The following is a 19,749-nucleotide window of genomic DNA, read 5'->3' on the forward strand; positions in this document are numbered from 1 at the left end:
TTACCGTTTCTTCTTATATATTATTTATACCAGGATTTTTCATCCACCGCTTTTCGCCACAAAAAGCGGTGGATATTTTTTATTTCATTATTTGTTTTTCAGTTCTTCCACTGCTTTTTTGATTCTTGCACATGCTTCCTGAAGATCCTCATAGCTGCATGCGTAGGAAATTCTTAAGTATCCCTCTCCCTCGGAACCGAATGCGGAACCAGGTACCAGAGCGATTTTTGCATTGTCAAGAAGGTACTCGGCAACTTCCATGGAAGTCATTCCAAGGCTCTTGATATTTACGAAGATGTAGAACGCACCATGTGGATTGTTGCAGCTGATTCCGTCGATCTCGTTCAGTGCTTTTACCACATAATCTTTTCTTCTCTGATACTCTTTTCTCATTGCCTCAACATCTTCTGCACAGTCGCTTAATGCGGTAAGTGCTGCTTCCTGTACGAAAGAAGATGCACAGGTAACGGTATACTGATGAACACGTACACAAGCCTGGATAATTCCAACCGGTGCACACAGATATCCAAGTCTCCATCCTGTCATGGAGTAAGCTTTTGAGAAGCCTCCTAATGTGATGGTTCGCTCTTTCATTCCCGGAAGGGATGCGATGCTTACGTGCTCAGTTCCATCATATACAAGCTGGCTGTAGATCTCATCTGCAATCACAAGAAGATCATGTTTGATGGCGATCTCACTTAATTTCTCAAGTGTCTCTCTGGAGAATACACCACCGGTCGGGTTACTCGGGTTAACAACTACAATCATCTTTGTTTTGTCTGTGATCTTGGACTCCATCTCCTCAAAGTCGATCTGATAATCATTCTCCTCTTTCAGGCTGTATGTTACAGGAACTGCGCCAAGTGCTGACGGAACATGGATGTAGTTCAGCCATACCGGGTTCGGAACAAGGATCTCATCTCCAGGATCCAGGAAAGCGTCCATGGATGCAAAAGTAGCTTCACCAACACCTACGGTTACAAGGACTTCAGATGCCTCATAATCTGTACCATGGTTCTCGTTCTCCCATTTTGCAATGGCTTCTCTCAGTTTCGGGATACCATAGTTGGATGTGTAAAATACATGTCCTGCTGCAAGGCTCTCATTTGCTGCTTTTTTGATCTTCTCCGGTGTATCAAAATCCGGACGTCCGATCTCCAGGTGAATGATCTTCTCTCCTGCCTGCTGCATTTTGTTTGCTTTTTCCATTACTGCACGGATACCGGAAAACGGAAGGCATTCCATTCTTTTCGCTGTCTTGTACTCCATATTCATTTCCTCCTGAACCCTTTTATTTTTCTGCGGATATTCCGCTGTTTTTACTGCATTTAATATTTAAGCGTATAGCTGATGTCTCAACTATACGCTTAAATGGTATCATCGTAGTAATATTAAGTCAATTTAATAATTTGTATGTATAATATTAAGACTTTTTATATTTACTTACGCGTTATATTTGGTTTCGTCAAGCTCATTTTCTTTCTTGTTAACGATAACGTTGACTGTTGCGTCACCGATTACGTTAAGTGGAAGAAGCGCCATCTCAACCGGACGGTTGATCGCTACAACCAGTGCATATGCGATCATGCAGAGATCAGATGTCCAGCCCATACCGGAAAGGATCGTTACGATCAGGGTTGTACCTGCGATCGGGATTGCCGGGCAGCCCATTGCCGCACAGATGGAAAGGAATGCGACTGTGATCAGGTTTGCAGGTGTGATGTCGATTCCGGATGCTGTTGCGATAAATGTTACTGCAAACATATGCATAACTGTTGTTCCGTTCATGTTGATGGTCATACCTGTAGGAAGTACAAAGCTTGTGATCTCCTTAGAGCATCCAAGCTCATCAAGACATGTTCTGGTGTTCAGTGGAAGGCATGCTGCGGAAGAGTTTGTGGAGAATCCGAATACACCGACCTTTGCAATCTTCTTGAGGAATTTTATCGGGCTTAAGCCTGTTGTGAGGCCGATACCGATCGGATAAAGCGTAACTACAAGTACAAACAGTGTCAGCATAGCACCTACAATGTAAGCGGCTGCCGGTGCCAGATACTCTGCTCCGTAGATTGCGAATGTACGGGAGATCAGGCAGAAGATCGCAACAGGACCAACCTTGTTGATCAGGAATGTAAGGTACAGGTTAATGATGTCGCTGAAATTTTCAAGAACTTTTTTCAGAGGATCTACCTTATCACCAAGTGCGTTCATGCAAAGTCCGAGAACAATTGCTACTACTACAACTGCAAGGATACTGTTGTTGCTGCTAAATGCGGTTCCGATGTTGGACGGAACTGCTGTTACGATCGTTGCAAGCGGGTTAAACTGATCCAGTGTTGCAGCCTCTGTAACTGCCTCTGCCGGAAGCTTAACATTGAAGAAGCCTGCGGATTTCATTGCAAATGCAACGATACCTGCGATGCATGCGCCTACTACATAGAAACAAAAGAATCCGATCAATGTACGTCCTGCGATTCTTCCCAGCTTGGAAGAGCTGGAGATACTGCACATTGCAAGGCTTAAGGATACAAGTACCAGCGGTACGATTGCCATCTGCAGTCCTCTCATGAACAGCTGTCCGATAATGTAGAAGAGACCGATAGAATGGAAGCCCTGATCTGCTGTGATATCCTGGAACAGAAGTGCATTGATCACGTTCCATGTTCCCTCAGACATCTGCTGTTTCAGAAGCATAAATCCAAGTCCTACGACCAGACCGCCGACCAGAGCGATCATCATGTTTCTTACTATGTTGTTCTGTTTTTTCTCTTTTGCCATAGTTTCCACCCTTTCCTTTCTTATCCTAAAAAAGTACACATTTTCATATAAAAAGAGCCGGACAAATCAACGCAGTAATCCCTTGTATTAAATCTCCTTTGATTTATCCGGCATTCTATCTCTCATGTGAATGTACTTTATTTAGTTTTTATAAGTGTTTGATCTCAATACCTTCTTCTGTGAATTTCTCACGGATCTTCTGTACAAAAGCAAGTGCTTTTGGTCCGTCTCCGTGTACACAGAGTGTGTCACCCTTGATGTCAAGCTCTTTTCCGTTGATGGATGTGACTTTACCTTCTTTGATCATCTTCACGCATCTTTCGATGGCAATGTTCTCATCTGTGATCATGGATCCCTCCATCTTTCTCGGTACAAGAGAAAGATCATCCATGTATGCACGGTCTGCAAAGATCTCGGATGCTGTACGGAGTCCCTTGCTCTCAGCGATATCACCGAGAACTGCTCCTGCACAGTAGTAAACGATCAGATCTTTGTCATACTCACAGATTGCCTCGCAGATTGCGGTGGAAATGTCCTCGTCATACTGGCAGGCATTTCCCATTGCTCCATGTGGAGCTACATGCTGAAGCTTCATTCCATAACTTTTTGTGAATGCAGCCAGTGCTCCGATCTGGTATCTGACGTAATTCTTAACTTCATCATGAGAGAGAACCATCTTTCTTCGTCCAAAGCCAAGAAGATCAGGATATCCAGGATGGGCTCCAACCATAACGCCACGTTCCTTTGCCATGCGGACTACCTTATCCATTACCATTGGATCGCCTGCATGCCAGCCACATGCTACATTTGCTGTTGTGACATATTTAATGATCTCTTCGTCTCCGCCCAGCTTGTATGCGCCAAAGCTCTCACCCATGTCACTGTTTAAGTCAATACTGTACATGTTGCTACCTTCCTTTCTTTTCTTTACTTGTTGAAAGTATAACATGTTAAACAAGAATAATAAAATAGATTATTTTTTCAGAATATATTAATATTTTCTATATTTCTTTTGTAATAGATTTTACATTTCTTTTATTCTTTTTAGAAAAAGATATTGACATCCGATAAAACATATGCTTAAATAGTCATATGAACATTCAATCATATATTCATATAAATTTCAAGGAGATTTCATATGGAAGAGAAATTAGAGAAGAATTCCATGGAGTCCACGGATTCCTGTGGCTGCGGTTGCGGCCACGACCATCACGATGAACATGAGCATGCGGAACATGCACATGAAGAACACCATCACCACGATGATGAGCATTGTGGATGTGGCTGCGAGGATCATGATCACGAGCATGAACATCATCACCATCATCACGACGATGACCACTGCGGCTGTGGTTGCGAGGATCATGATCACGAGCATGAACATCATCACCATCATCACGACGATGACCACTGCGGCTGTGGTTGCGGGGATCACGACCACAACCACGAGCACTCCCACAGCACAGCATCCGCAAAACGTGTCTACATCCTGGAGAACCTGGGCTGTGCTCACTGTGCTTCCAAGATGGAGGAACAGATCCAGCATCTTGACGGCGTAGAAAGTGCAACCATCACTTTCGCCACCAAACAGCTTCGTTTAAACGCTGCTGATCCGGATGCTCTGCTTCCGCAGATCCGCAAGATCTGCACCTCCATTGAATCCGAAGTCAAAGTTGTTCCGAGAAATCCGAAACCATCCGCTTCTGCTGACGTGACAACCAAGATCTACCTTCTGGAGAACTTAGGATGTGCTCACTGCGCTTCCAAGATGGAAGAACAGATTGCAGATCTCGACGGTATCTCCGAAGCTACCATCACTTTTGCTACCAAGCAGCTCCGTGTCACTGCAAAAAATCCGGACCGCTATCTTGACCAGATCCGCAAGATCTGTACTTCCATCGAATCCGAAGTTGTCGTAAAAGAAAAAGATCCGAAGCCAAAAACGCAGACAGCTGCATCCGAAACTCACGCAGCTGGCAAAAAAGAAACTTTTTCCAAAGAAAAGATCGACACAATCTGTATTATCATCGGTGCGATCCTCTTTGTTGCCGGCGAAATCATGGAACATAAAGGATTTGCAACTACTGCCACTCTTCCGGTATTCATGATTGCATACCTGGCCCTTGGCGGTGTGATCGTTGTAAAAGCAGCCAAAAACATCTCCCATGGACAGGTTTTCGATGAAAACTTCCTGATGAGTGTTGCAACCCTTGCTGCTTTTGCTATCAATGATTCTGCAGAGGCCGTAGGCGTTATGCTCTTCTACCGTATCGGTGAGCTTTTTGAGGAAAAAGCTGTTGAGCGAAGCCGTGGACAGATCATGGACGCTGTTGACCTCCGCCCGGAAGTTGTAAATCTTATTGTTGGCGATGACATTCAGGTAATCCCATCTGAGGAAGCTCAGGTTGGTGATGTTCTCCTGGTCCGCCCTGGCGACCGTATTCCTCTTGACGGCGTGATCCTCGAAGGAAGCAGCCGTATTGACACATCACCAATCACAGGTGAACCTGTACCAGTTGCTGTAAACGAGGGTGACGAGATCACTTCCGGATGTGTAAATACCTCCGGCCAGTTAAAGATCCGCGTGGAAAAACCTCTCGAAGAGTCCATGGTCACACGTATCCTGGATTCTGTAGAAAATGCAGCAGCAAGTAAACCGAAGATCGACCGTTTTATCACACGTTTTGCAAAAGTGTACACTCCTTGTGTTGTAGGAATCGCTGTTGCAACAGCACTGATTCCATCCCTTGTAACCGGAAACTGGCATTACTGGATCTACACAGCCATCACCTTCCTGGTAATGAGCTGCCCATGTGCTCTTGTACTTAGTATCCCGCTTGCATTCTTCTCAGGCATCGGTGCCGGTTCCAAGAAAGGAATCCTGTTCAAAGGCGGCCTTTCCATCGAGGGATTAAGCAACCTTGGCGCTGTAGTTATGGATAAAACCGGAACCATCACAGAAGGTAACTTCCAGCTTCAGAAAGTTGTAACTGCCGGTAAATATAACGAAAACGAACTTCTTTCCATGTGTGCAGGCTGCGAGCAGAACTCCACACATCCGATTGCAAACAGTATTGTAGCTGCCGCAAAAGAACGCGGAATCCAGTTTGAAAAACCGATCTCTCTGGAAGAAATTTCCGGACATGGAATTGTCGCAGAAATGTCGGAGGGAAAAGTTCTCTGTGGAAACCGCAAGCTGATGGATAAATTCGGCGTCACCATCGGAGAATTAAAAGAAGCCTCTTACGGCTCTGAAGTATTTATGGCTGTAAACGGAACTTTTGCAGGATATATGCTGATCTCCGATACTATCAAACCAGATGCAAAAGAAGCCATTGCTTCCCTGAAAAAACTCGGTCTTCACACAGTTATGCTTACCGGAGATTCCGAAGACAGTGCAAAGGCCGTAGGAAAAGATGCCGGAATCGATGAAATCTATGCCAAACTTCTTCCGGAAGATAAGCTCAATGCCCTGAAAAAAGTCCGTGAGGCACACGGAACGGTTATGTTTGTCGGCGACGGAATCAATGACGCTCCTGTTCTTGCTGGCGCTGATGTAGGCGCAGCCATGGGAAGTGGTGCAGATGCTGCGATCGAGGCTGCAGATGCTGTATTTATGAATTCCAATGTAGACGCTATCCCGCAGTCCATCGCCATTGCGCGGAACACAAACCGCATTGCATGGCAGAACGTGGTATTCGCCCTTGTGATCAAGATCGCAGTTATGATCCTTGGTCTTGCCGGACACGCAAACATGTGGATGGCCGTATTTGCAGACACTGGTGTTGCCATGATCTGCGTGCTGAATTCCATTCGTATCCTGTATAAAAAATAAAGAATTTGACCGGTGCGGTTTTTTCAGCTACAATAGAAGTTAATAGTTTGGAGGATACGCAAATGAAGAAACCACATATCGATTACCCGATCAATGATGATACGCTTTACCGGCTTGCCGACCTGTTCAAGGTCTTTGGTGATCCTACCAGGATCCGTATCCTGTATGCGCTTTCTGTAGAAGAACTTTGTGTGCAGGATATTGCCGACCGGCTTTCCATGACACAGAGTGCGATTTCTCATCAGCTTCGTGTGCTGAAGCAGATGTCACTGGTCAAATTTCGAAGAGATGGAAAAACAATCTTCTACTCCCTGGCAGACAGCCACGTGGCAACCATCATGAATCAGGGTCTGGAACACGTAACAGAAGAATAAAACATAAAAAGCACCAAAAGCCGATCCGCTTTCCAGCAATGGAAATAGCAGATCGGCTTTTTTATAAATAACGTTCAGTTCCGGCTTTTTTTATTCATTTACACAATTAATAGCATCAACCGTCTTTTTATACTCAGAAGACACTTTTTCAAGAAGTTCCGGCAGCTTTGCCTCATCCGGAGCACCGCCTCTGAGTTCTTCTGTCAGATCACTGGAAACTTTAAACAGCTGTGTGAATCCCAGATTTGCACAAACACCCTTTAATGTATGGGCAGCACGGAAAGCTTCCTCATAATCCGCTTTATCCATGGTATCGACAAGTGTCTGATAACTTGGATCATCAAGGAATTTTCTGGCAAATTTTTCTACCAGCATTTTGTTTCCCGCAAAACGTCCAAGCACCTCTTCGTAATTACTTTCAATCGCACTATAGCACTGTTCAATTGTCATTGTATATTTCTCCTTTCCATCAGGCATCCTCCGTATTTTCACGGTCTGTTTCCTGGCCTGTACATTATTTATATTTCTCTCTCGCTCTGTGGTAAAGTACCATCGCTCCGTATGCAGGCATTCTCACATGAAGGATTCCCGCATCCGCAATATATTCCTCTGCCTTTTCTGTGTAGCCATCTCTGGAAGAAAGCATCAGGCGCTGAAAAGCTGTCGCTTCTTTCCGGCTTACACCTGTTTTCCAGGCTGTTACCCTCACATCTCTCTCATAATCCTGATTATTGATGATCACAATGATCTGCTCAGAATCAGAAAAGCGGCCATAACTTAAGCCCTGATGATCGTTCCACAGAAACTCCAGGGAACCTTTTGCAAGGAGCGGATATGCCTTGTGTATACAGATCATCCGTTTATGAAAATCCAGCATCTCAAGATCTTCTTTTCCCCAGGGATAAGTTCTGCGGTTATCCGGATCTGTAAAGCCACACACACCGGCCTCGTCCCCGTAATATACCGTAGGTGCACCTGGCCACGTCATCTGGATCACAACCGCCTCTCTCATGATCCCAGGATTAATGCCTGCGGATGCCGCCTCTGCACCTGCATAGGAAAGCCTTCCTACTCTGTGGTTGGTTCTTGTCAGGAATCTGGAATGATCATGGTTGGAAAGCTCATTCATGGCCCCGTAAAGAGCTCCCATGTGCAGTGACCGCATATGATGCTTCATGGCACCGATAAAGGCCTCACTGTTACCGTAGAGGTCCTCCCGGTACTCATCGCTGTGCTTCTCCATTCCGGTGAGGAACCAGGTTACAGGCTCCATAAAAGCGTCGTAGTTCATAACTGTATCCCACTCATCACCAAGAAGCCAGCTCTCCGGATTTCCGTAATGTTCCGCAAGGATCACCGCATTGGGATTGGCTTCTTTTACCGCCTTTCGGAACTCTTTCCAGAAGTGATGGTTAAATTCATTGCTGTGGCCCAGATCCGCTGCCACATCCAGTCTCCATCCGTCTACGTTATACGGCGGAGAAACCCATTTCCTGCCTACATCAAGGATCGTCTGACAAAGTTCCTCAGAGTCTTCATAATTCAGTTTCGGCAACGTATCGTGAGTCCACCAGCCGTCATAGGTAGGATTATACGGCCAGCGATTCTGATCCCGGAAACAGAAGAAAGAACGGTAAGGGCTGTCCGCCGAAACATAGGCTCCCTTTTCGTATCCTTCCTGGTTTTCATAGATCCGTTCTCTGTCCATCCATTTATTAAAAGATCCACAGTGGTTAAATACCCCGTCCAGGATCACTTTCATTCCTCTCCTGTGGATTTCTTCCACAAGTTCCCGGAAAAGCTCGTTGCTGGCCTTTAGATTCCGTTTATCGGTCACACGGCGGATATACTTAAGCGCATGGCTGTTATCCCGGTCTCCGGGGCTTAAAAGGCCGTCACAGTCCTCCACGATCTTTCCGATATGAGGATCAATATGGTCATAGTCCTGACAGTCATACTTGTGGTTGCTCGGGGAAACAAACACCGGATTCAGATAGATCACATCCACTCCAAGCTCCTGCAGATAATCCAGTTTATCCATAACTCCCTGAAGATCACCGCCGTAAAATTCCCGGACACCCATGACTGCAGGAATTTTCCCCCAGTCATCCACTTTCACGGAAATATCCCCGATGTAAGAGTATTCTCCGGTTTCCACATCATTGGAAGGGTCTCCATTATAAAAACGATCCACATAAATCTGGTACATGATCGCACCCTTCAGCCATTCCGGCACATGATAATCCGGATAGATCTCAAATTCTGTCCGTTCCTCATGCCTGGTACTGACACCGTTTGTATCGTAATAACAGGTAACAAGCCCTGAACGGATTTCAAAATAATAGCGCACAATGTCTTTTCCCATTATGATCTGTGCAGTATAGTAATCAAAACTTCCGGAAGTCTTCTCCCGTTTCATTTCCAGATATTCCCCGTCATGCACAAGACAGACGTTGTCCACATTATTTCGCTGGGTACGAAAACGGATCGTAACTGTATCGCCCTCCCGCGGTTCCACAGGTGTCCGGTAATATTCTGTTCCATCGCTGAACATCGCGTCTTTATTTAATACCGGACTCATATTGAGTATATACTGCATCTTCTTTGCTGTCTCCATGCTTTCATATAACATTCTATTTTCCTCATTCCGTTTTTAGTACCACTCTCTTAAATATATTATCTTAATTTTTTCCATATCGCAAGTTTATCTACCGGTTTTCTCCATGTTTCCGCTTTTATTTTTACGCAGTAAAAAAGACAGCTGGTTAGGCTGCCTTTTTTGGAGAAGGTATTTCTTCTTATGGGGTGTAGCAAAAACTATATAATGTATTGGGGGGGTTTTTACGGTATATATAGTACCATGTGTCCACCAAAAAGTGTGCACAAAGTTCACAAAATTCAATATGTTTTTTTGTGCACTTTATTCGTTTGTTTCTGCAACCTCTTCTTTTTCTGTTGTAAAAAGTGCTTCAAACTCTTCACGATGTACTTTTTCCTTCTCAAGAAGAAGGGATGCACAGCTGTGAAGAACGCCGATATGCTCTCGGATAATACTCTCTGCTTTCTCGTGGCATTCGCTGATGATACGGGAAATTTCCTCATCGATCTCTCTTGCCACTTCCTCGCTGTAACCTCTGGTATGTGCCAGATCACGGCCGATAAATACCTCATCGTCATCGTTGCCGTAAGCGATCAGGCCGATCTTTTCGGACATACCGTATTTCATTACCATGGAACGTGCAGTCTCTGTGGCACGTTTGATATCATTGGATGCACCTGTTGTAATATCTCCGAAGATGATCTCCTCGGCCACACGGCCTCCGAGAAGCGTTGTGATATCCTCCAGCATCTTGTTCTTTGTGTTGAACATCTCATCATTATCCGGAAGCGGCATGGTGTAACCGGCAGCGCCCATTCCTGTAGGAATAATGGAAATGGTGTATACCGGGTCCATATGCGGAAGCACATGGAACAGGATCGCATGACCTGCCTCATGATAAGCAGTGATCTTCTTCTCTTTGTCAGAGATGACCTTGCTCTTCTTCTCTGCACCGATCCCGACTTTAATGAATGCTTTTTTGATATCTTTCTGCATGATATAAGGACGGCTTTCTTTGGCTGCGTCAATGGCCGCCTCGTTGAGAAGGTTCTCCAGATCCGCACCGGTAAATCCGGCTGTTGTCTGGGCAATCTGGCGAAGATCCACATCATCTCCCAGCGGTTTGTCCTTGGCATGGACCATCAGGATCTCTTCTCTGCCCTTAACATCCGGACGTCCCACACCGACTTTTCGGTCAAAACGTCCCGGACGGAGGATTGCCGGGTCCAGGATATCCACACGGTTGGTAGCTGCCATCACGATGATACCTTCATTTACTCCGAAACCATCCATCTCTACAAGAAGCTGGTTCAGTGTCTGCTCTCTCTCATCATGGCCGCCACCCATTCCGGTTCCTCGCTGGCGGGCTACCGCATCGATCTCATCAATAAAGATAATGCACGGCGCATGGCGCTTGCCTTCTTCAAAAAGATCTCGTACACGGGACGCACCGACACCTACAAACATCTCCACGAAATCCGATCCGGAAATGGAGAAAAACGGAACCCCCGCTTCTCCTGCAACTGCTTTCGCAAGAAGGGTTTTACCGGTTCCCGGAGGGCCCACAAGGATTACTCCTTTCGGAATTCTGGCACCTACCTTGGTATACTTCTGCGGGGATTTCAGGAAGTCAACCACTTCCTCCAGATCCTCTTTCTCCTCCTGAAGACCTGCAACATCCTTGAATGTTACTTTCTTATCATCAGGGGTAGACATTCTGGCTCTGCTTTTTCCGAAGTTCATCATCTTCGCATTGCTTCCACCGCCTCCGGACATCTGCCGGTTCAGCATCATAAAGAAAAAGATAAGGATCGCACCGGTAAGTACCACCGGAAGAACGGTTCCGATCATGGAACTGTCTTTGGGCACATTGCGGATCGTCGGATCAATGTCATATTTTTCAAGAAGCTCTTCTGCCTCTTTTACATCGGTTACATAGACTGTCCTCTGACCGTCTGAAACAATGTTTGCCGTTACATAACCGGTGGGCACTTCTCTGTTCTGATGAATCACTGCATCCGTTACTTTGTCTTCTTCCAGAGCCTTTTCCAGCTGACCCATTGTGTAACTGCCCTGGGTAGATACCTGGTCATTGAGATACAGATATCCTGCGATCAGTGCCACAATAAGCAGAAGGTACAGGCCTATCTTACCTGAATGCTTGCTCACTTGGTTAAATCTCCTTTCAGTCCTCCAGTTCCACTACTCCGATGTAAGGAAGGTTTCTGTATTTCTGGGCATAATCAAGTCCATATCCTACCACAAACTCATCCGGAATATTGAAACAGCAGTAATCTACCTCTACGTCTGTCACACGTCTCTCCGGTTTATCAAGAAGCGTACAGAGTTTAATGCTTGCCGGGTGTCTGCCTTTCAGGATACGCAGCAAATAGCTTAATGTTCTTCCTGAATCAATGATATCCTCCACGATCAGGACATCTTTCCCCTCCAGAGGCTGGTCAAGATCCTTGACGATCTTTACAACACCGCTTGATTTCGTGTCATCACCGTAACTGGATACAGACATGAAATCCAGAGTTACCGGCCGTGTGATCCTTTTGGCAAGCTCACACATAAAGAAAACTCCGCCTTTCAGCACACAGATCATGTGTACATCTTTTCCCTCGTAATCTTTGTTGATCACATCTGCAACTTCCTGGATACGGGCATCTACTTCTTCTTCACTGAGTAAAACCCTGATTTTTTCGCTCATGTTAAAACTCCTCCTTGGTAATGTAATTCCAACACTCTCCCTGTAGTGGAAGTGACCTTATACTGTTCGTTCATTCGTCCTCCCGGGATCCAGAGGATCTCTGATCCTGTGGCAACAACCGGAATCTGATCCCTTAAACCGGCCGGAATCTTCTCGTCAATAAAGACACGGTTCAGTTTCTTTCTTCCTCCGGCACTGTTTACAACAAGATAGTCTCCCTGTTTTCTGGTACGAACGCATGGACTACCTTTTATTTTATCATAATCCATCCATTTCGTATACTTTTTTTCTTCAATCTTCTGATTCTTATAGGGGAAAATTTTTGTCTCAAAGATTCCGAAAGAACATCTGAGGGTTCCTGGAACCGGAATTTCAAAAAAAAACTCTGTATACTCCGGTGCCTCCTGCGTTTCTGTCTTTTCCAGCAGAATCCCTCCATACTGCCGGATGGCCCTTAAATGCTGCGGAAAGCAAATATAACGGCCGATTTCTTTCTCCCTGAGGGAAAATACCTGTTCTACGTGAAGAGAGGTAAAATCTTTTCTTTTCCCCGCAAGCTGTTCAAAACCTTCCATCACTGCATATTCCCGGATAATGGAATCTTCTTCAAAAAAGATATCATCCAGAAAATAGCCTTCTTTCCGCCTGCACAGTTTCAGAAGTTCTTTTCCTTTTTTTTGGAAATACTCATCCGCAGACGCAAGGATTCTGGCTGTTTCCGCCATATGTTCCACTGCCTTTTGGTTAATTTCCATCTCCATTGCAGGAAGTATGTGATGCCGGATTCTGTTTCTCGTATATTCATCAGAAAGGTTACTGCTGTCTGTAATATAGGGAATTCCTCTTTCTTCCAGATAATAGACAATTTCCTTCCGTTCTAAACATAAAACCGGCCGGATAATTTCTCCATTACAGGGGCGAATTCCCGAAAGGCCGCGAAGGCCTGTCCCTCGTGCCAGATGATGTAGCATGGTTTCTGCCAGATCATTACAGTTATGGGCCAGCGCAATGCAGAACCGCCCCATTCCCTCTTCCCGTTTTTCCGAAAAACCAAGCTTCTTTTTTTCTTCCGCAAAAGCCTGCTTACGAACAATCCTTCCGGTTTCTTCCTCTCCCAGTTTCCACTCCCTGGAAAGTCTGGGAACCGGATAATGATAAGACTGAAACGGAATTTTCCATTCTTCACAGATTTTTTTTACAAGGGCTTCATCTCTGTCCGCTTCTTTTCCCCTGATTCCATGGTGGATATGAACCGCCTCCAGGGAAAATCTAAATTCTTTTTGTATGCTTTTTAAAATATGGAGCATGGCAACAGAATCCGCTCCTCCGGATACTCCCGCCACTATCATACTTCCAGCTTCCAGCATCTGATTTTCCCTGATATATTTTTTTACACGTTCGATCATTTTTTCTCCTGTATCAAAGACTTTCTATTTTTTCCAAAGGCCTGCCACAACTACCGTCATATCATCTTTTGCCCGGTAATCGCTGTATCCCAGAACCCGTTCCAGTATTCCACGTCCAATCTCTTTCGGTTCTTTTTCCCGGATATCCATAATAATCTCCTTCATGGTCTCCTCTTCCCGTTCTGCTGGCAGCGCATCCAGGACTCCATCTGTCATCATAATCAGATAATCTCCATGATAAAGTTTTCTGGATGCAGTATCAAAATCCAGCTGCTGAACCAGGCCTGCTGCCAGACTTTCTGATGAAATGGATTCCACCCAGTGGTCCCTTTTTATGAATGTAGAGGATGCACCTGCCTTCAGGAAATTACAGATTCCCGTGTAAAGATCCACTGCACAGATATCTACCGTGGAAAACATTCCTTCTCTTCCTTTCAGAATCAGTGCCGAATTCACCATTCGTGCTGCTGTTTCCTGGGAAAATCCGGATTCCATAAACTGTTCCAGCAGCTCCACCACAATTTCGCTTTCCTTGAAAGCTTCCATCCCGGACCCCATTCCATCCGAAAGGCAGAGAAAAAACCTGCCATCTTCCTCCTGGCGGCAGATATAATTGTCTCCGGAAACTTTTTCCGCTTCTCTTGTCAGGCTTGCCACTCCGTAAAGGATCTGATAACTTACATCTTCCACAAAATGTACGGTATGAAACTCCCCATTTACAATACTCCTGCTTCCCTGCTCCGGTGTCATAGGGCTTCCACATATTCTGGATAAAATCTGTGCAATTTCCGTCATAGAAACACACTGCCTATTTCTGGCACGAAGATTCAGAAATACCTGCCGTCTTCCTTCTACTTTGTCCATAACCCAGACATTTTTTATGATTACATGTTTTTTGCAGAAAGCTTTTCGGAGATCCTCCCGGAAGCTGGGATCTGCCGGCATAATGTCATACAGTTCTTCGGCCACGTGATCCATAATTCTGGATATCTCAGTAAGCTGCTGTGCAACCGCAAGACGACTTTCGATCATCCGGTTGTCCCAGACCAGATTCTGTCTCTCCTCCCGAAACTCTTCATTCAGAACCTGAAAATACTGAGCCGAACGCCCACAGACACTGATCCATTCGCTTCGCGCCTGACATATGGCTTCCTCATCGCCTTCTTCCATAACACGGATCATCTTCTCACTGCCCCGCATGGTTTCCCCGGCACGTTCTCCCCAGCAGATTTCTCTCTGATAACATCTGGCACAGACAAAAGCACTGGTGTCAGAAATAATACGATTCAGCTGTCCTCCGCTCAAAAACTCCTTACGGTAGGGCATCCCATAAAAAGTTTCCGCCAGTTTTCGGAATGATGCTGCATACCGTTCCACTTTTTCCTTCTGGGGATGGCTTTCACATAGCGGCATCATCTCTTCTTTTTCCTGCGTTCTTCCTGAAAAGACAGTTTTTGCCATGTCCCGGAGTATCAGCAGAATGCTGACTACGAGCATGGCAATGATCCATTCCTGCATATTTTTCCCTCCCCTTATAACCTTCACTGACTGATTATTATAAAGGAGGTATTCTGAAATATGTGTCAAAACCGCACGATAATCCCAGGAAATTTTCTGCCAAAAGGCTTCTGCTTTCGGCTATTTTTCTTCCTGAAATACAATCTCATTGTCTTTTACAAGACCAAGCTTTTCTCTGGCTGCTTCTTCTACATATTCATCGGTTTTCATATATTCTTTCTGAGCTTCAATTTCCTTGGTTCGTTCCTTCTCACTGTCAATCGATTTCTCCAGTGTTGCCGCCTTGGAATTATAATAATCCAGACGTCGCTGCAGCCCCTTGCTCTGCACCATAAGACTTCCAAGCAGCACCAGCGCAATCACGGCAATTCCTGCCATACCAAGATAATTATAACCGATTATCTTCTTTTTTTTCCCTTTTTCCGGCTTTTTCAATCTGTCTGCTCCTTTTTTAGCTTTCTTGATTTTCATTTTTATTATGAGCTTATATATCCAGATTTTACAACTTCTGTTAAAAAATATCAACCAGTTTGCTGTCTTTTTTTGTCCTTATTGAAACAGTCTTTTTAAAAGGGACTCTTCCTTTTTTTCCTTCTTTCTGCCAAGATATGCAAGGCTGTCAATTCTACCTTCCAGACTCAGTTCCCCGCTCTCCAGATCCAGATGCCTTACATGCAGGGAATCTCCTTTCAGGGACAGTTTTCCCTCTTCTGTGTGCAGCAGTATCTCTTTTTCGTCAAAAGATATCACCTCCCGGATTCCGGTGATTGTGCCCCCCTTCTGTCTTTCCAGCATCAACTTATGAGCTACCGCAGATTTCTTCCCGTCCAAAACCAGCCTCCCGGGAACCGTTTCTCTTTTAATCTATGAAACGCTGTATGGAAATAGACCATTCGCAAAAGCATGCCCAATCAGCCGGATATCGAAACATGCAGAAAGCGTTTTCCGGATCTGGTTAAATATAGCGGAACATACTCTCTACTTCATCTTTTTTTACTGTATCTTTAACTTCCAGAACTTCCACCTTTACGTTACGGCTTCCGAACTGAATTTCCACGGTATCCCCGGTTTTTACCTGTACAGATGCCTTGGCCGGTTTGTCATTTACAAGAACTCTTCCTGCATCGCATGCCTCATTGGCCACCGTACGGCGTTTGATCAGTCTGGATACTTTCAGATATTTATCAAGACGCATATTTTTTCCTCCTTAAAAAACTTTCGTAGTAAAAAAGCAGGAGAAACCGGTTTCTGGTTCCTCCTGCCGTTATCACTGAATCAACAGATTATTTACCGTTAACAACATCCTTTAAAGCTTTTCCTGCTTTGAATTTTGGAGACTTGGAAGCCTCGATTGTCATGGTCTCACCAGTCTGAGGATTTCTTCCCTCTCTTGCAGCTCTTGTGCTTACTTCGAAAGTTCCAAATCCAACAAGCTGAATCTTCTCGCCTTTTTTCAGTTCATCAGTTACAACATCGATAAAAGATTTCAGAACAGCTTCTACATCTTTCTTGGAAAGATTGGTGTCTTTCGCCATTGCTGCTACTAACTCTGTTTTATTCATGGTGTTTCCTCCTATAATTGATGTTCTCTTATTTTTTTGGCTTTGCCTTATATATATAAACCTTTTGGCTTATAATGTCAAGGTTTTTCGCATATTACAGGCGGAAGGATGACCCTTTATTTCATGGAATCAACCATTTCAAGAACTGCCTTGCCCATTGCATCGGATTTCTCGTCTGCATCTGCAAGAGAGGTTCCTTTTACTCCATAGTAGAATTTTACCTTCGGCTCTGTACCGGACGGTCTTACACATACCCATGCATCGTCTGTAAGCTCATAATAAAGAACATTGGAGTTCGGAAGGCCTGTCGGTTTCTTCTCTCCTGTAGCAAGATCTGTAATCTCATCCAGTTTATAGTCACGTACTGCGGTTACCTTATGACCTGCAAACTCTGCCGGCGGATTCTGACGAAGTGTTGTCATGATCTCCTGAATCTTCTGGAGTCCCTCAATACCCTTCATGGTAACTGCCTGGATAGCATCTTTATAATATCCAAACTCCTCATACATATCAATCATTGCATCCCAGAGAGTCTTGCCCTGTGTCTTATAGTAAGCGGCAGCCTCGCAAAGTGCCATAGTAGCAACGATGGCATCTTTATCTCTTGCATAGGTTCCGATCAGGCAGCCATAGCTCTCCTCAAATCCGAAAAGATATGTACCCTTACCGCTGTTCTCAAATCCAAGGATCTGCTGTCCGATGTATTTGAATCCGGTAAGCACTTCGATGAGATTCACGTTGTATCCCTTGGCAATCGCATCTGCCAGGTTTGTTGTAACGATTGTCTTTACAAGAGCTCCGTCTTCTGGAAGGCTTCCGTTTACAGCCTTTCTCTGGCTCAGCTCATAGTTTGCAAGAAGGCATCCGGACATGTTTCCGGTCAGGTCATGGTACTCACCGTTTTTATCTTTTACGCGGACACCAAGACGGTCTGCATCCGGGTCTGTTGCAAGTACGATGTCTGCATCAACTTCTTTGGCAAGCTTCAGGCCAAGTTCAAATGCCTCTGCTGCCTCCGGGTTCGGATAGCTGACAGTCGGGAAATCTCCGTTCGGAAGTTCCTGTTCCGGTACTACGTATACGTTCTCAAATCCAAGCTCTTTCAGGATTCTTCTGGCCGGGATATTACCGGTTCCGTGAAGTGGTGTGTAAACGATCTTGAGGTTCTTGCCCTCTGCCTGGATGGCATCCATATGGATGATCTGTTTCTTAAGCTCTGCCATGTAAGCATCGTCAACAGCCTGTCCGATCACCTCGAAAAGTCCTGCCTTCACTGCTTCTTCTTTATCCATGGTCTTTACGGTATTCCAGTCGGAGATTGCCTTAACCTCACCCATGATTCCGGTGTCATGAGGTGGTGTGATCTGTGCGCCGTCTTCCCAGTAAACCTTGTATCCGTTGTATTCCGGCGGGTTATGGCTGGCTGTTACGTTGATACCTGCAACGCATCCCAGATGACGTACTGCAAAGGAAAGCTCCGGTGTCGGACGAAGTGTCTCGAAAATGTAAGCCTTGATTCCGTTAGCGGCCAGGCAAAGTGCTGCTTCCTGGGCGAACTCCGGTGACATATGACGGGAATCATATGCAATGGCAACACCCTGGGATTTCTTGTCTACTTTTGCGATGTAGTTGGCAAGACCCTGAGTTGCTCTTCTTACTACATAAATATTCATACGGTTGGTACCCGCGCCAATGATACCGCGCAGGCCTGCCGTACCAAATTCAAGATCCATATAAAAACGCTCTTTGATCTCATTTTCGTCGTCTTTGATTGCTTTCAGCTCTTCTTTTGTTGCCTCGTCGAAGTATGGGTTTTCAAGCCACTGATTATAGATTTCCTTATAATCCATGTTCCAAAATACCTCCCTGTTTCTTTATATAAGATAATTAACATTATATAACAATTTTCTGAAAAAGGGAAGTTTTGTTTTTGACACATTCAGAATTATTCCTGTCGGAAGCACTGTTTTGAAAATTCCTCCCACTGTTTTTTCTGATGAATCAGGGTTCGCAGCTTTTCCACATTTTTCCCGGAAATCACTGCTTTGTTATGCGTATAATAATGATTGGCAAGTTTCCAGTATTTTTCCGGATAACAGAATCGGACTCTCAGATTCTGCCACTCAGACTCTGAAATCGGACGTACCGAATTGTATGCGGAAAGCATCTTCTGGGCAATGTGTAAGTCCCAGCAGTATTTCTCCAGAATTTTCCGCATAAAACGGTACAGATCTGCCATCTGCACATCAAAACTCCAGTGGCTGAAATTGGTTACTGCTGTATTTTTTCCAATTATCAGTACATTATGCTGATTATATTCCCCATGGCAGATACTGCCTTTCTGGAGAGCCTGCTGCCGCAGATTTTTATAATCCGTGGTTTCCAGCATATCTGCCGCTTCTTCTCCCTTCTGAAGAAACCATTCCACACTTTTCAGATAATCTTTTTCAAATTGATTGGATGGTCCTTTTTTCCGGATAAAACGACGTATCTTTTTCATTTCCTGATTATGCCGGTTATATTCATTCTGCAGATCTCTTCCCGCATAATCCATTTCCACCGGAAGCTGCATGATTTTGTGGATCTGTGCCAGAGTACAGATACTCTTTAAAATATCCGTTTCAGATTTCGTATCACATTCCCGTCCCTCAAACCAGATCTGTGCAGTGTATGGAATGGCATCTTTGTCCCTGCTTACCAGAACCCCCTCCTGATTTCTGAGATAGATATCCACGAAACAATTCTGTTCTTTCAGTTTTTCAAGAAGCTGCTGCTGCATGGAAAGCTTTTTTTCTGAGCCGTGAAATTCCCGGAGTATCACAGGACCTTTTTCTGTCTGGCAAAGAAGTGCACCCCTCACCCTGCCGGAAGTAAATGCTGTAAGCCCGTACTGCTCCAGTACGCTCAAACCATAATCATACAAAAAAGTTCCCCCCTGCCTTATTTTACGTTCTATCTTATGCA

Annotated in this window: 17 protein-coding genes; 2 read left to right on the forward strand and 15 right to left on the reverse strand. The window is 44.9% G+C overall.

Going from position 1 to position 19,749, the window contains the following annotated elements:
• Positions 1 to 87 precede the first annotated feature (87 nt).
• The 3 genes from KQI39_RS13385 to KQI39_RS13395 form a co-directional block, all read right to left on the reverse strand.
• Positions 88 to 1,269 (reverse strand): pyridoxal phosphate-dependent aminotransferase, encoded by a 1,182-nt coding sequence (locus KQI39_RS13385; RefSeq protein WP_148447278.1) that lies wholly within the window; start codon positions 1,267 to 1,269, stop codon positions 88 to 90.
• Positions 1,270 to 1,443: 174 nt separating this feature from the next.
• The gene (locus KQI39_RS13390) at positions 1,444 to 2,778 is read right to left on the reverse strand and encodes a dicarboxylate/amino acid:cation symporter (protein WP_148447280.1); all 1,335 of its coding nucleotides are present in this window, start codon (positions 2,776 to 2,778) and stop codon (positions 1,444 to 1,446) included.
• A 148-nt stretch (positions 2,779 to 2,926) separates the two neighbouring features.
• Complete coding sequence (locus KQI39_RS13395; protein WP_021976404.1) at positions 2,927 to 3,682, reverse strand: LamB/YcsF family protein; 756 nt, start codon at positions 3,680 to 3,682, stop codon at positions 2,927 to 2,929.
• A 234-nt stretch (positions 3,683 to 3,916) separates the two neighbouring features.
• Between KQI39_RS13395 and KQI39_RS13400 the strand changes: the two genes are divergently transcribed.
• Positions 3,917 to 6,613 (forward strand): heavy metal translocating P-type ATPase, encoded by a 2,697-nt coding sequence (locus tag KQI39_RS13400; protein WP_253293187.1) that lies wholly within the window; start codon positions 3,917 to 3,919, stop codon positions 6,611 to 6,613.
• A 62-nt stretch (positions 6,614 to 6,675) separates the two neighbouring features.
• Positions 6,676 to 6,987: an ArsR/SmtB family transcription factor gene (locus tag KQI39_RS13405; RefSeq protein WP_021976406.1), complete on the forward strand. Its 312-nt coding sequence runs from the start codon at positions 6,676 to 6,678 to the stop codon at positions 6,985 to 6,987.
• Between the two features lie 90 nt (positions 6,988 to 7,077).
• Here KQI39_RS13405 and KQI39_RS13410 read toward each other — a convergent pair whose 3' ends face one another.
• The 12 genes from KQI39_RS13410 to KQI39_RS13465 form a co-directional block, all read right to left on the reverse strand.
• Positions 7,078 to 7,437, reverse strand: coding sequence for an Hpt domain-containing protein (locus tag KQI39_RS13410; RefSeq protein ID WP_021976407.1), 360 nt, complete (start codon positions 7,435 to 7,437; stop codon positions 7,078 to 7,080).
• A 64-nt stretch (positions 7,438 to 7,501) separates the two neighbouring features.
• Entirely contained in the window at positions 7,502 to 9,619 is a 2,118-nt protein-coding gene (locus KQI39_RS13415; protein WP_216418949.1) for a glycoside hydrolase family 13 protein, read from the reverse strand.
• A gap of 288 nt (positions 9,620 to 9,907) precedes the next feature.
• Positions 9,908 to 11,755, reverse strand: a complete 1,848-nt coding sequence (gene ftsH / locus KQI39_RS13420; RefSeq protein WP_216418951.1) for an ATP-dependent zinc metalloprotease FtsH — start codon at positions 11,753 to 11,755, stop codon at positions 9,908 to 9,910.
• 16 nt (positions 11,756 to 11,771) lie between these two features.
• Complete coding sequence (gene hpt, locus KQI39_RS13425; RefSeq protein ID WP_148447286.1) at positions 11,772 to 12,299, reverse strand: hypoxanthine phosphoribosyltransferase; 528 nt, start codon at positions 12,297 to 12,299, stop codon at positions 11,772 to 11,774.
• Positions 12,296 to 13,705: a tRNA lysidine(34) synthetase TilS gene (gene tilS / locus KQI39_RS13430; RefSeq protein ID WP_216418953.1), complete on the reverse strand. Its 1,410-nt coding sequence runs from the start codon at positions 13,703 to 13,705 to the stop codon at positions 12,296 to 12,298. The genes hpt and tilS overlap by 4 nt, the downstream gene beginning before the upstream one ends.
• Positions 13,706 to 13,729: 24 nt before the next feature.
• The gene (locus tag KQI39_RS13435) at positions 13,730 to 15,223 is read right to left on the reverse strand and encodes a SpoIIE family protein phosphatase (RefSeq protein ID WP_216418956.1); all 1,494 of its coding nucleotides are present in this window, start codon (positions 15,221 to 15,223) and stop codon (positions 13,730 to 13,732) included.
• Positions 15,224 to 15,343: 120 nt separating this feature from the next.
• Positions 15,344 to 15,658, reverse strand: coding sequence for an FtsB family cell division protein (locus tag KQI39_RS13440; protein WP_253293188.1), 315 nt, complete (start codon positions 15,656 to 15,658; stop codon positions 15,344 to 15,346).
• A 114-nt stretch (positions 15,659 to 15,772) separates the two neighbouring features.
• Positions 15,773 to 16,054 carry a sporulation protein YabP gene (gene yabP, locus KQI39_RS13445; RefSeq protein ID WP_253293189.1) on the reverse strand — a complete coding sequence of 94 codons (282 nt, stop codon included), beginning with the start codon at positions 16,052 to 16,054 and terminating at the stop codon, positions 15,773 to 15,775.
• A 124-nt stretch (positions 16,055 to 16,178) separates the two neighbouring features.
• Entirely contained in the window at positions 16,179 to 16,418 is a 240-nt protein-coding gene (locus KQI39_RS13450) for an RNA-binding S4 domain-containing protein (protein ID WP_118062154.1), read from the reverse strand.
• An 88-nt stretch (positions 16,419 to 16,506) separates the two neighbouring features.
• Positions 16,507 to 16,836: an HU family DNA-binding protein gene (locus KQI39_RS13455; RefSeq protein WP_278278404.1), complete on the reverse strand. Its 330-nt coding sequence runs from the start codon at positions 16,834 to 16,836 to the stop codon at positions 16,507 to 16,509.
• 65 nt (positions 16,837 to 16,901) lie between these two features.
• Positions 16,902 to 18,635, reverse strand: coding sequence for a phospho-sugar mutase (locus KQI39_RS13460; protein WP_148447292.1), 1,734 nt, complete (start codon positions 18,633 to 18,635; stop codon positions 16,902 to 16,904).
• A gap of 95 nt (positions 18,636 to 18,730) precedes the next feature.
• Positions 18,731 to 19,708, reverse strand: coding sequence for a hypothetical protein (locus tag KQI39_RS13465; RefSeq protein ID WP_216418958.1), 978 nt, complete (start codon positions 19,706 to 19,708; stop codon positions 18,731 to 18,733).
• Positions 19,709 to 19,749: the final 41 nt, after the last annotated feature.

This window comes from Blautia sp. MSJ-36, assembly GCF_018917985.1.
Classification (GTDB): domain Bacteria; phylum Bacillota; class Clostridia; order Lachnospirales; family Lachnospiraceae; genus Blautia_A.